Raw genomic sequence first — 11,700 nt, 5'->3', positions numbered from 1 at the left:
CCCACCGGAAACACGCCGCTCTGTAAATGGGTGTAATACCTGTGGGAGCGGGTTTACCCGCGAAGAGGCCCGCACAGCCACCCTTGAACATCAGGTTTAATGGAACCCCAATGGAAAGCATTGATCTGTTGGTTTTGCGCACCACCCGAGACTGGCTCGCCACTGGTCACCGCGTCCTGCTCACCACGGTCGCCCGTACCTGGGGCTCCTCCCCCCGCCCGGTCGGCTCGATGATGGCCTTGCGCAGCGACGGCCGCGTGGCCGGCAGTGTCTCCGGCGGCTGCATCGAAGACGATCTCATCCACCGTTACACCAGCGCCTACGGCGGCCCCGGCATGCCCACCGGCCAGCCCCAGGTGGTGCGCTATGGCGTCAGCGCCGACGAGGCCCACCGCTTTGGCCTGCCCTGCGGCGGCACCCTGGAACTGGTGCTGGAATTCGCCCCCTCACTGGCGCACCTGGACCAACTGCTGGCCTGCCTCGACCGCGGAAACCTGGTGCGCCGTGAGCTGAACCTGAGCAACGGTGAAGCCCGCCTCACCGCGACCGACACGCCTGAACTGTTCAGCTTCGATGGCCAGCGCATGCTCAATACCCTTGGCCCGGGCTACCGCCTGCTGCTGATCGGTGCCGGCGCCTTGGCCGAGTACCTCGCTACCATGGCGCTGTTCAACGGTTTCAACGTTTCGCTGTGCGACCCGCGCCCGGAGTACACGGCCGGCTGGAATGTTGCCGGGGTCAACCTGCTGCCCGGCATGCCGGACGACGTGGTCCGCGCCTTCGCCGCAGACGTTCGCAGTGCCATCGTCGCGGTCAGTCACGATCCTAAACTGGACGACCTGGCCCTGCTCGAAGCCTTGCACAGCCCTGCGTTCTACATTGGCGCCATCGGCTCGCGGCGTAACAGCCAGCTGCGCCGCGAGCGCCTCATCGAACACTTCGGCGAAAGCGAGACCTCGCTGCAGCGCCTGCATGGCCCGATTGGCATCTACATTGGTAGCAAGACGCCGGCCGAGATCGCCGTCAGTGTCATGGCCGAGATCCTCGCGGCAAAAAACGCCGTCACCCTGCCTGGTGCGGTCAACGTGAGCCAGGCCAAGGAAGCGGGGTCCCTGTAGGAGCGCGTACGGGGCTGTTACTGCCACCGCTCCAGGTTCTGCTTCAGCATCTGCTCGGGCAGCGCCCCGGCAACGACCTTCGCCATCTCCCGCGCCAGGGCTTCACGCAGCTGTGGCTTGTTGCAGGGCGAATCATGCGAAATCGCCAGGTACAACCCTTCGCTGGACACGGGGGGCTGCAACACCTGCACAGTGGCTGCAATGCCCAGGGTGCGCGCCAACGCCATGCCGGGGTACTGCTCGTACACCACGTAATCACTGCGCTTGTGCATCAACTTCTCGAACGCCTGCCGTGCGCCAGGCACCGCTTCGAGGGTGAGGTTGGCCTGGGCGTATTCATCGAACTGCTGGCCATGGCTGTTGTTGACCAGGGTCCCGCCTTTGCGGCCCTTGAGGTCTGCCCACTGGTGGTAGGCAAAGGCATTGTCCTGGCGTACCCAGACCACGCTGGGAGTACTCAGGAATGGTGGGGCGATGAAGTCCATCTGTTGCTTCCGGGCCTGGGTGATGAAATACCCGGCCAGCAGGTCGATCCGGCCGGTGCGCACTTCTTCCTGCGCCCGCGACCAGGGGCCGCCGTACACCACCTCGATTTCCAGCCCCAACTGCTTGCCCAGGTACTTGAGCAGGTCAGCGTTGGCACCGATCAGTTGCTGAGGGTTCTGCGGGTCGCGCCACAGGTAAGGGGGGTATTCCGGGTTGCCGGTCGCGGTGAGCCGTCGGCATGGCTCGTCCGCTGCGGCCGCCAGGGGCAGCAACAGGCAAGGCAACAGCAGCAAGGCTTGGCTCAAGCAACGCTGGATCATCTACAACCCTCGGCACATGTAACATCCGGCGACCCGGCGTGGTGGCCAAAGGCTGCCACATCCTGTGCTCGACCGCAGCATTCATCTGCGCGTGCTGTAGACAGTCTGGACTAAGAGTTGTTAGTGAGGCGGCCTTTCATCGGCCAGCCAAGAAACAGGCCAACCCAATACCTTGGCCGGCCACGACGCCAGTTATCAACCAGCGCCCCGTTGGAGGTGTCGCGCCTCAGGCCCCTTGCCGACGCATCGCCAGAATCGCCGCGCCAAAGCCGATAAAGGTGGCGCCCACCACGCGGCTCACCCAGCGTGACATCGACGGCCGGGTCAACACACCCTTGGCCCGCGCCGCCAGTGCGGCATACAAACTCAGCGAAGCAAGCGACAAGCCCACGAAAATCCCGGTCAGGGTCAGGAACTGCGGCAACAGTGCCGCCCCTTGGTCGATGAACTGCGGGAACAGCGCAGTGAAGAACATTGTTGCCTTAGGGTTGGTCACCGCTGTGAGGAAAGCCGATTTGTACAACTTCAGCGGTGTGGGCCGTACCTTGACAGCGCCCTCAGCAGCGCCCTGCTCCAGCATCGGTTTTTTTTTCAGCAACTGCCGCACACCGAGGTAGAACAGATAGCCTGCCCCCAGGATCTTCACGGCGTTGAACAGGACTTCGGAACTGGCCAGCAACGCGCCCAGCCCGAGCATGGCCGCAGCCGACAGGCAGAACAGGCCCGAGCCATTGCCCAGCGACGACCAGACCGCGCTGCGTTGGCCGTGGGCCAGGCTGTTGTTGATGGCCATCAGGGTGGCGGGGCCAGGGCTGGCGATCGCGATGGCGGCGACCAAGGTAAACGCAAACAGCGAGTGAGAATCCATTTCAGGCTCGTCAGGCAAATCAGGCTAGGCCGCGTGCAGGGCACGCAGGATCAGTCAGCATTCTGCCGCTTGGCTGCCTTCTTGGCGATAGCTTTCATGCGCGTTGCCGCGCGCTGCACGGTGGCCATCTTTTCCGGGCGTTTCATGCCCCGCCATTTGCGAATTTCGTCACGGGTACGGCCACAGCTCACGCACAGCTCGCTGTTGAGCTGGCATAACGAGACGCAGGGGTTGTCGATATCTTTGGCCATGCCACCACTCAGCCGGGCATTTCTGCCCGTGCACGTTCGGCAGCGCTCTGAAACACCTGGCGTACTTCTTCAGACTTGGCTTTGCTGACCGACCTGGCAGCCAGCAGTTCATCGACCACACGAATGCACTGGCCCAGGGCGGTATCCAGTTGCTCAGCGTCAGAGGCGTCAGCGATATCACCCAGATAAGGAGCGATGAGGTACACGTAACGGTCCTGCAGCTTGAGCGCTGCCAGCGCATCGAGGGCTTTCTGGAACCGATCGGCGGCGGCAGGGCTCATGCTCAATTTATCGAAATGAATCAGGCTCACACGGTCAGTGGCCATTGACGAATCTCCGTTTCCTGGTGCGGCCTGGCCCACAAGCAGCAACGCTTCTACGGTGCCCGGATGTGCAGGCCAGGGTAATGCCCACAGGGTACCAGAACGCGAGGCAGAAAGGGCCACCGCCCCCAGAACTAAAAGTATTTGGCAGGTCGCGCAATGGACGCCCCAAGACGTTTACGGGACAGGTACAGCCGTTTCGGGCACAGGATAATCGGCCGGCAATCTCCCCGCCGAGGCCGTCATCGAACTCGGTCGCCCATACAACAAGAAGCCTGCGCCTGCAGGTAAACCACAAAGGGGCCTCATCATTCATGGCAAAGGAACACATCACCGAAACACTCGACCTTGGCGTGACAGACCCCTCGAAAACCGCAGAAGCCCGCCAGGACCGGCATTTCGAGGGCAAACTCGACTGGATTGTCTTTGGTTTCACCAGCCTTCTGGCCATCGCGTTCGTCCTCTGGGGCTTCCTCAATCAGGCCAGCCTCGCCAGCAGCGCCTCCAGCGCGCAATCCTGGGTCATTCTCAACTTTGGCTGGTTCTTCGTGCTCACCTCCACGCTTTTCGTGGTGTTTGTGCTGTGGCTGGCAGCCAGCCGTTATGGCCGGGTGCCACTGGGCCGTGATGGCGAACAGCCAGAATTCCGCACGGTGTCCTGGGTGGCAATGATGTTCAGCGCCGGCATGGGCATCGGCCTGATGTTCTTCGGCGTTGCCGAGCCGCTGTCGCACTATGTGACGCCGCCACCCGGCTCGGCCACCGCGCAGACGAGCGAAGCGATGCAGGTGGCTATGGCCACCACCCTGTTCCACTGGACCCTGCACCCCTGGGCCATGTACGCCATCGTCGGCCTGGTGATTGCCTACGGCACCTACCGCCGTGGCCGCTCGCAGCTCATATCCGCCGCATTCCGGCCGCTGATCGGCAAGCACGCCAACGGCCCGCTCGGCCGCCTGATCGACATGATGGCAATCTTTGCCACGCTGTTCGGCTCGGCGGCCTCGCTTGGCCTGGGTGCACTGCAGATTGCCGGCGGGCTGGAATACAATGGCTGGGTCGAAAGCCCCGGCAAGCTGTTCTACATCGCCATCATCACCCTGCTGACCATTGCCTTCGTCACCTCGGCGGTGTCAGGCATCGGCAAGGGCATCCAGTGGCTGTCCAACACCAACATGGTGCTGGCACTGGTGCTGGCGGCGTTCGTGTTCATGGTCGGCCCTACCCTGCTCATGCTCAACCTGCTGCCGACCTCGATCGGTATCTACATCAAGATGCTGCCGGAAATGATGGCCCGCACCAACGCCAGTGGCGGCGATCAGATGAACAGCTGGCTGGCCGGCTGGACCGTGTTCTACTGGGCCTGGTGGATTTCCTGGACACCGTTCGTGGGCATGTTCATCGCCCGCATCAGCCGCGGCCGCACCATCCGCCAGTTTGTCACCGGTGTGCTGCTGGTGCCGAGCCTGGTCAGCCTGGTGTGGTTCACCATTTTCGGCGGTGCATCCATCGATGCCCTGCGCGAGGGCGCCTTCCAGTTGGCCAACGGTGCGGTCAACAGCAATCACGCGCTGTACCAGTTGCTGGACAGCTACCCGCTGGCGTCGGCTTCCTCGGTGCTGGTGATGATCCTGGTGGGCATCTTCTTCGTTTCCGGTGCCGATGCGGCGTCATTGGTGATGGGCACGCTGTCGGAGCACGGCACCACCGCGCCATCGCGGCGCACGGTGATTTTCTGGGGCGCGCTGACCGGGACGGTGGCCGCGATCATGCTGGCGATCGGCGACCCGCGAGACCCGGGCGAGGCGCTGACCGGGCTGCAGAACCTGACCATCGTCGTGGCCCTGCCCTTTGTGGTGGTAATGGTGCTGCTGTGCCTGGCGCTGTACCGCGACCTGCGTAAGGACCCTATGATGCTGCGTCACCTGCGCGGCAACGAGCTGATCGAGAAGGCCGTGTTGTATGGGGCGGTGAAGCATGGTGAGGAGTTCTACATCGTGGTGCAGGAGAAGAAGGCTGCGGTGAAGCAGGCGGCAGCAGCGAGCGAAGTGTCCGAAACCTGACACGCCAGCCCCGCCCGGTCCCTTGCAGGAGCGGGCGGGTACAGCGTCTGGTTCGGGGCGCCACTTGAGGTATGGAACAGCGCCCCTCGATAAGCGATTTTCCAGGGCAAATCGATAACCACAGCCCACGAAACGCCTGCGGTTCACCCCTTCAATGCCGCCGCTATCCTGGCCACATCGATCTTGCCCATCTGCATCATGGCCTCAAATGCCCGCTTGGCCGCCGCACGGTCGGTGTGCCCAATCGCCTCGATCAGGATACGGGGGGTGATCTGCCAGGAGATTCCCCACTTGTCCTTGCACCAGCCACACACGCTGGCCTCGCCGCCATTCGCGATGATCGCATCCCACAAGCGGTCGGTTTCGGCCTGGTCTTCGGTACTGACCTGGAACGAAAACGCCTCACAGTGCTTGAACGTCGAGCCGCCGTTGAGCCCCACACAGGGTATGCCCATGACAGTGAACTCGACAGTGATGACATCGCCCTCCTTGCCCGAAGGGTAATCAGCTGGCGCCTTGTGCAGCGCAATCACCTTGCTGTCCGGGAAGATGCTGGCGTAGAAGTTGGCGGCCTCCTCGGCATCGTTGTCGTACCAGAGGCAGATGGTGTTCTTGGCAGTCATGGCCGTGCTCCATGAAGGGTGTGGACCCTTGAGTCTAGCCCGCACCCTTGAACATAAAAAAAGCGCCCCATACGGAGCGCCAAAACATCCACCCAAACCAAAGGAGCTGCAGGGCTACCCAGGTGAATTCACAGGATCGACAATGGGTACTCCACGATCAGCCGCACTTCGTCCAGGTCCGACTCGAACGCCGTGGCCCGGGTGGTGGCCTGGCGCACGCGCAGCGACAAGTCCTTGGCCGCGCCGGTCTGCACCACGTACTTGACCTCGATGTCACGCTCCCAGCGCTTCTGTTCGCTCAGCGGGTTGCCGTCGGCATCGCGGCGCATGTACACAGCGTTGGCGTTGGAATAGTCGGCATCGGTGCCTTTGCCGTAGCGCGTCATGAACGACAGCCCGGGAATACCGTAGGCGGCCATGTTCAGGTCATAACGCAGCATCCACGAACGCTCTTTGGGCGAGTTGAAATCGCTGTACTGGATGGAGTTGTCGAGGAAGATCGAGTCGGACTGGCGCAGGTAGTCGAAGTCATCGTCGCCCTTGTTGCGCTGGTGAGTCAGCGCCAGGGTGTGGGCGCCGAAGCTCACACCCAGCCTGGCGCTCCAGATGTCGTTGTCGAAGGCGCCCAGCCGCTGCTGCCCTTCATCCACGGCTTTGTAATAGTTGAAGCCGCCGATCAGGGCCAGCTCATCGCTCAATGGCCAACTGAGGCTGGTGCCGGCGTAGTACTGGTTCCACACATCCTTGAGCCGGCTGCTGAACAGGCTGACGCTGACATGTTCGTCGAGCGTGTAGTCACCGCCGCCATAGGCGATCCACGGCGAATCGACCGGGCCGCCATAGAAGGTCACGAAGTTCTCCCGCAGATCACTGGACACCGGCTGGCTCATGGCATGCAGGCGCCCGGCTTGCAAGGTGAGGTCCTTGATACTGGTGTTTTCCAGGGTCACGCCACGGAAGCTTTCCGGCAGCAGCCGTGAGTCGCCAGCGGCCACCACCGGGTTGGCCGGGAACACATCGCCTACCTTCAGTACCGTGTCGTACAGGCGCACCTTGGCCGCGCCACCCACCTTGGTGTACGCGTCTCGGGCCTGGCCGTCATGGTCTACCGGCAACACATCGAACGAACTGCGCCCGCCATTGCGGCCGCCGCCGGTGTCCAGTTTGAGGCCGAGCATGGCGAACGCATCCAGGCCAACACCCACGGTGCCCTGGGTAAAACCCGACTCGAACCGGGCAATGACGGCGTGGGCCCAGGCTTCGGAATAACCGTTATCGGGTTGCTTGCCGGGGTTGTGCGTGGGGGCTGCGGAATCGCGGTTGTCGCGGTTGAAGTAGAGGTTGCGGTTGAGCACGCTGAGCGTGCTGCCCTCGATAAAGCCTTGCGCGGCCTCGTCCGCCGCCATCGCCAGGTTGCCGACGCCGGAGAGCGCCATGCACGCAGCCAGTTTCAGGGGTGATCTGCAGGTCATCCGATGCTCCTTGTACGTCATCTTTATAGTTGTGTCGGCTGGCCGAGATTGACGGCCGGCAGATAACGCCAAGGTGATCCGTGCATTACAATTGCGTCATCGCAGGCGAAGCGCTCTGGGGCGAGTTTCCGCAACATCCTGCAGACATTTCCGATATCAGGTAGTGAACCTGCCTACAGAAAAAGGGTCTTTGGCTGACGGTCAACTCAGCGACCGGTTCATCGGCCCAGTCATCGGGCCTACTTTTGTCCTGTTTCAGCGAAGACCCAACATGCCCGAATCCCGCCCAACCGCTTCCGTCCTCCCTGCCCTGCGCGGCGGCCTGATTGCCGCCTTGGTGGCCCTTGCTGCGCCGGTGCACGCCGAAGAGCCCGCCAGCGACGCACGCTGGGTCAGCGACAGCCTGAGTACCTATGTGCGCAGCGGCCCCACCGACGGCCACCGCATCGTCGGTACCCTGAAGTCGGGGCAACAGTTGACCCTGCTCGGCACCCAGGGCAATTACAGCCAGGTGCGTGGGCAGAATGGCGATGTGGTATGGATACTCAGCAACGACTTGCAAGCGGTGCCGGGCCAGAACGAGCGCCTGCCGCAACTCGACGCCCAGGTCGTGGAGCTGACCGGGCAGTTGAAGACCATCGACGACAGCTGGAAGAGCCGGGTACAGGGCATGCAGGAAACCCTCGACTCACGGAAAAAACTCATCGACGAACTGGAAGCGCGCAACAAGGCGCTGAATGAACAGTTCGACCAGAGCCAGTCGGAGCTGCGCGATACCCAGGCGCGCCTGGGTGACGAGAACAAGCAGGTGATGATGCGCTACATGGTGTATGGCGGCAGCATTGCCGGTGCGGGCTTGCTGGCCGGGCTGATCTTGCCGGCGTTGACCCGTGGGCGGAAGAAGAACGATCGCTGGTTCTGACAGCGGGCCATCCTGCACCGGCCCCTTCGCGGGTAACGCCGCGAAGGGGCCGACCGAGGCTTACTTGCTACGCGCCTTGTTATAGATGGTCTTGGCTTGGTCCGCCGAGGACTGGCACTGGGTAAAATCACCCTTGCTCTGAGCATCCTTGGCATTTTGCAGGTGGACTTTGAAGTCATGAGCCATGCCGCCATGCATCGCCTGGCCGCTGGCCTTGTGGAAATCTTCAAGTTCCTTGATCTTGGCCTCACAGTTGCTCGCAGGGTCTGCGTGTACGGCAAAGCTGAGGACGGACGCAATCACCAACAAGGGTATGCATTTCGTGGATTTCATGGAGCGTTCTCCTGGAAAACCATAGGGTTCGTCGAGGTGTATCTTGCTCGACGCAGAAAACAGCATAGTTGGCCGAAACTTGAATCGCAGGGCTTCAGCCCAGCGGTAAACCGATCTCGGCGAACAGGAAATCGATAAAAACCCGCACTAGCAGCGGCATGTACGACGCCTGCGCCCTACTGTCGCAAGCGCTCCAACGCCTGCAACACATACCCCGTGGCCCGTTCCACCTGGCCCTCCCGGCAGGCGATACCCAACTGCCGCCACAACCCTGGTCGCAGCGGCCGGCGCGCAATGCGCCGGTCCAGTTCGCCAGCCTCGCCTTCCTGCGGCAGCAAGGTCGCGCCGTACCCGGCCCCGACCAGGCTTTTGATCGCATCGTTGTAGTTCAACTCGATCCGCGGCTCGGGGTACAACCCTGCTGCCGCGAACCACTCGCCGGTAACCCGTGACAGCTGGGTACTGCTGTCGTTGAGAATCAACGCCCGCTGCGCCAGCCAGGCCGGTGTGACCTTCGTCGGCGGCTGCCAGTCGGCCGGTACGTAGGCCAGGATCGGGTCGCGCCGCCAGGGGGTAACGGTCAGCCCTTTGCCGGCCACCTGCGGCAAGGCCACCAGGCCGATATCCAGCATCCCTTCACGCAATCGCCCTAGCGATGCCTGGGAAGTCAGCACTTGTACCTGCACGTCGATCCCCGGATGGTCCGCACGCAGGTGCTCCAGCGCCTGCGGCAGCAAGTGGGCGATAGCACCGGTGGATGCCCCCAGGCGTACCCGGCCGGTCAGCCCCTCTACTTGTCGGCGTACTTCGTCCAGCGCCAGGTCGGCGTCGGCCAGCAGGCGCCGGGCACGCGCCAGCAGCGTTTCGCCAATGGCCGTGGGGCGCACCTGGCCGCGGGTGCGGCTGAGCAACGGGGCGCCGATACGTGCCTCCAGTTCGGCCACATGCAGGCTGATGGTGGGCGGTGCCAGGTTGAGCTGGCGGGCGGCCTCGGCAAAAGAGCCCAGGTCGGCTATGACCACCAGGGTGCGGAGGCGGTCAAGGCTGATTTCGCGCATGGTCTTTATTGGCCTACATTCAGAATAAATGAACATCAGCATCATGATATTCAAATTTCCTTTAGTCCAGCCACAGGCGAGCATGGGCCATCCCAACCCGACCGGACCCTGACCATGCATACCCCTGTTGTCTTCATCGACGGTGACCAAGGCACTACCGGCCTGCAGATCCACGCCCGCCTGCAAGGCCGCAGCGACCTGCGCCTGCTTACCCTGCCCGAGGCCGAGCGCAAAGACCCGCAGCGCCGCCGCGAGGCCATCAACAGCGCCGACATCGCCCTGCTGTGCCTGCCCGACGACGCCGCTCGTGAAGCCGTGGCAGCGATCCACAACCCGCAGGTGCGGGTGATCGACGCCAGTTCGGCGCACCGCACCACCGCGGGCTGGGTCTATGGCCTGCCAGAACTGGACGACCAGCAGGCCGAACGCATTGCCCACAGCAAGCGCGTCAGCAACCCGGGCTGCTACCCCACTGGCGCCATCGCCCTGCTACGCCCGCTGGTCAAGGCCGGGTTACTGCCAGCCGACTACCCGCTGGGCATCCATGCCATCTCCGGCTACTCCGGCGGTGGCCGCGCGGCGGTCGAGCGCCACGAACAACCCGGGGCCGGTAATGCCCCGGTCTTGCAACTTTATGGGCTGGAGCTGGCGCACAAGCACGTACCCGAAATCCAGCAACACGCAGGGCTGTCGGCACGGCCGGTGTTCATGCCTGGCTACGGTGCCTACCGCCAAGGCATCGTGCTGAGTATCCCACTGCAATTGCGCCTGTTACCGGGCCAGGTCAGCGCCGAACAGCTACAGGCCTGCCTGGAGCAGCATTACCAGGGCGCACGCCATGTGCAGGTGATGCCGCTGCATCAGCAAGGCGCAGCTGCAAACCTTGACCCCGAGGCATTGAACGACAGCAACGACCTGCGCCTGGCGCTGTATGCCAACCCCGAGCATGGACAGGTCTTGCTGACCGCAGTGTTCGATAATCTGGGTAAAGGCGCCTCCGGCGCGGCGGTGCAAAACCTCGACCTGATGCTTGGTGCACTACAGCAACAAGGCTGATACGGCAAAACCGGTTAAACTGTACAGCCCGCGCCAACCTGGCCCGGGCTGTATTCCTACCCGCCGGAGCCCGCCCCCCGATGTTCATCCTGAGCCGCCTCGACAGCGTGCCGCCCGAATCTTTCCAGAACCAGATCCGCGAGCTGGTGATCCACCATGTCGGCGAACTGAGCAGTGTCGCCATTACCGCCGACAACCCGCTGTACCCGCTGTACCAGTACGGCGTCGGCATGGAGGTGCACCAGTACCTGCAAGCACTGGATGGCACCCGCGGCCTTGCCGTGGCGCTGACCCTTGCACTGGATGCAGAGGCCCCAGACCAGTTGCTGGGCTTTGCCCTGTCGCTGCCGGCCGACGACGATGAGCAGGCGTGTTCACTGGCATTTCTTGCCGTGCGCGCCAGCCATCGCCGCCAAGGCATCGCCCGCGCCCTGCTGGGCGACCTGCAGGCTCGGCATGCCTGCGTGGAGCTGAACGCCTTTGCCAGCCAGGTGCCGTGGTTCGAGGCGATGGGCATGCAGGTGGTGGCCGCCAATGGGCCGCAGGTGCTGATGAGCAGTACCGGCCATGCCAGTGGTGCGTTGATCGGGCGCCTGGACATTGCGCCGATTTATCAAACCGCTGAAGTGATGCAGATTCACACCTACCTGCTTAACCAGCAGGGTGAGGATGCAATGATCGAAGCGGAACAGATGCGCGATGAACGGCTGGATGAGCTGGCCGCCCAAGCGCTGGAGTGCGTACGGCAGCGCAAGACCGTGCATTGATCCAAGGGCCTATTCGCGGGTAAACCCGCTCCCACAGGTA

General features: G+C 63.0%; 13 protein-coding genes. 5 read left to right on the top strand and 8 right to left on the bottom strand.

The genetic code is table 11. The features are described 5' to 3' along the window. Positions 1 to 110 precede the first annotated feature (110 nt). Positions 111 to 1,118 (top strand): XdhC family protein, encoded by a 1,008-nt coding sequence (locus ACN6NG_RS12060; RefSeq protein ID WP_353456963.1) that lies wholly within the window; start codon positions 111 to 113, stop codon positions 1,116 to 1,118. 17 nt (positions 1,119 to 1,135) lie between these two features. On the opposite strand, the gene ACN6NG_RS12055 is transcribed toward ACN6NG_RS12060, so the two are convergent. The 4 genes from ACN6NG_RS12055 to ACN6NG_RS12040 form a co-directional block, all read right to left on the bottom strand. Then, the gene (locus tag ACN6NG_RS12055) at positions 1,136 to 1,924 is read right to left on the bottom strand and encodes a substrate-binding periplasmic protein (RefSeq protein WP_063423672.1); all 789 of its coding nucleotides are present in this window, start codon (positions 1,922 to 1,924) and stop codon (positions 1,136 to 1,138) included. 226 nt (positions 1,925 to 2,150) lie between these two features. Next, complete coding sequence (locus tag ACN6NG_RS12050) at positions 2,151 to 2,792, bottom strand: LysE family translocator (protein WP_197898700.1); 642 nt, start codon at positions 2,790 to 2,792, stop codon at positions 2,151 to 2,153. Positions 2,793 to 2,842: 50 nt separating this feature from the next. After that, the gene (locus ACN6NG_RS12045; protein ID WP_012271937.1) at positions 2,843 to 3,043 is read right to left on the bottom strand and encodes a DUF1289 domain-containing protein; all 201 of its coding nucleotides are present in this window, start codon (positions 3,041 to 3,043) and stop codon (positions 2,843 to 2,845) included. An 8-nt stretch (positions 3,044 to 3,051) separates the two neighbouring features. Continuing rightward, positions 3,052 to 3,369: a hypothetical protein gene (locus ACN6NG_RS12040; RefSeq protein WP_016499285.1), complete on the bottom strand. Its 318-nt coding sequence runs from the start codon at positions 3,367 to 3,369 to the stop codon at positions 3,052 to 3,054. Positions 3,370 to 3,680: 311 nt separating this feature from the next. On the opposite strand from ACN6NG_RS12040, the gene ACN6NG_RS12035 reads away from it, so the two are divergent. Continuing rightward, complete coding sequence (locus tag ACN6NG_RS12035; RefSeq protein ID WP_063423670.1) at positions 3,681 to 5,429, top strand: BCCT family transporter; 1,749 nt, start codon at positions 3,681 to 3,683, stop codon at positions 5,427 to 5,429. Between the two features lie 143 nt (positions 5,430 to 5,572). On the opposite strand, the gene ACN6NG_RS12030 is transcribed toward ACN6NG_RS12035, so the two are convergent. Further along, on the bottom strand, positions 5,573 to 6,052 hold the full coding sequence (locus tag ACN6NG_RS12030) for a VOC family protein (RefSeq protein ID WP_016499283.1): 480 nt from the start codon (positions 6,050 to 6,052) through the stop codon (positions 5,573 to 5,575). Between the two features lie 128 nt (positions 6,053 to 6,180). After that, complete coding sequence (locus ACN6NG_RS12025) at positions 6,181 to 7,488, bottom strand: OprD family porin (protein WP_412104475.1); 1,308 nt, start codon at positions 7,486 to 7,488, stop codon at positions 6,181 to 6,183. A gap of 307 nt (positions 7,489 to 7,795) precedes the next feature. Between ACN6NG_RS12025 and ACN6NG_RS12020 the strand changes: the two genes are divergently transcribed. Beyond that, the gene (locus tag ACN6NG_RS12020) at positions 7,796 to 8,446 is read left to right on the top strand and encodes a TIGR04211 family SH3 domain-containing protein (protein ID WP_016499281.1); all 651 of its coding nucleotides are present in this window, start codon (positions 7,796 to 7,798) and stop codon (positions 8,444 to 8,446) included. 60 nt (positions 8,447 to 8,506) lie between these two features. Here ACN6NG_RS12020 and ACN6NG_RS12015 read toward each other — a convergent pair whose 3' ends face one another. Both ACN6NG_RS12015 and ACN6NG_RS12010 read right to left on the bottom strand, forming a co-directional pair. Beyond that, positions 8,507 to 8,779 (bottom strand): hypothetical protein, encoded by a 273-nt coding sequence (locus ACN6NG_RS12015; RefSeq protein WP_016499280.1) that lies wholly within the window; start codon positions 8,777 to 8,779, stop codon positions 8,507 to 8,509. A gap of 176 nt (positions 8,780 to 8,955) precedes the next feature. Next, positions 8,956 to 9,837 (bottom strand): LysR family transcriptional regulator, encoded by an 882-nt coding sequence (locus ACN6NG_RS12010; protein ID WP_063423682.1) that lies wholly within the window; start codon positions 9,835 to 9,837, stop codon positions 8,956 to 8,958. Positions 9,838 to 9,951: 114 nt separating this feature from the next. Between ACN6NG_RS12010 and argC the strand changes: the two genes are divergently transcribed. Both argC and ACN6NG_RS12000 read left to right on the top strand, forming a co-directional pair. Then, positions 9,952 to 10,893, top strand: coding sequence for an N-acetyl-gamma-glutamyl-phosphate reductase (argC, locus tag ACN6NG_RS12005; protein ID WP_063423667.1), 942 nt, complete (start codon positions 9,952 to 9,954; stop codon positions 10,891 to 10,893). Positions 10,894 to 10,973: 80 nt separating this feature from the next. Next, positions 10,974 to 11,660, top strand: coding sequence for a GNAT family N-acetyltransferase (locus ACN6NG_RS12000; RefSeq protein WP_063423666.1), 687 nt, complete (start codon positions 10,974 to 10,976; stop codon positions 11,658 to 11,660). Positions 11,661 to 11,700 lie beyond the last annotated feature (40 nt).

It is taken from the genome of Pseudomonas sp. TSO6 (genome assembly GCF_056098905.1).
Note: the sequence above shows the minus strand (reverse complement) of the source record. Positions and strands in the feature narration are given on the sequence as shown.

Coding starts and splice junctions, on each gene's coding strand:
- ACN6NG_RS12060 (WP_353456963.1), top strand. CDS start 111: ATGGAAAGCATTGATCTGTTGGTTTTGCGCACCACCCGAGACTGGCTC.
- ACN6NG_RS12055 (WP_063423672.1), bottom strand. CDS start 1,924: ATGATCCAGCGTTGCTTGAGCCAAGCCTTGCTGCTGTTGCCTTGCCTG.
- ACN6NG_RS12050 (WP_197898700.1), bottom strand. CDS start 2,792: ATGGATTCTCACTCGCTGTTTGCGTTTACCTTGGTCGCCGCCATCGCG.
- ACN6NG_RS12045 (WP_012271937.1), bottom strand. CDS start 3,043: ATGGCCAAAGATATCGACAACCCCTGCGTCTCGTTATGCCAGCTCAAC.
- ACN6NG_RS12040 (WP_016499285.1), bottom strand. CDS start 3,369: ATGGCCACTGACCGTGTGAGCCTGATTCATTTCGATAAATTGAGCATG.
- ACN6NG_RS12035 (WP_063423670.1), top strand. CDS start 3,681: ATGGCAAAGGAACACATCACCGAAACACTCGACCTTGGCGTGACAGAC.
- ACN6NG_RS12030 (WP_016499283.1), bottom strand. CDS start 6,052: ATGACTGCCAAGAACACCATCTGCCTCTGGTACGACAACGATGCCGAG.
- ACN6NG_RS12025 (WP_412104475.1), bottom strand. CDS start 7,488: ATGGCGCTCTCCGGCGTCGGCAACCTGGCGATGGCGGCGGACGAGGCC.
- ACN6NG_RS12020 (WP_016499281.1), top strand. CDS start 7,796: ATGCCCGAATCCCGCCCAACCGCTTCCGTCCTCCCTGCCCTGCGCGGC.
- ACN6NG_RS12015 (WP_016499280.1), bottom strand. CDS start 8,779: ATGAAATCCACGAAATGCATACCCTTGTTGGTGATTGCGTCCGTCCTC.
- ACN6NG_RS12010 (WP_063423682.1), bottom strand. CDS start 9,837: ATGCGCGAAATCAGCCTTGACCGCCTCCGCACCCTGGTGGTCATAGCC.
- argC (WP_063423667.1), top strand. CDS start 9,952: ATGCATACCCCTGTTGTCTTCATCGACGGTGACCAAGGCACTACCGGC.
- ACN6NG_RS12000 (WP_063423666.1), top strand. CDS start 10,974: ATGTTCATCCTGAGCCGCCTCGACAGCGTGCCGCCCGAATCTTTCCAG.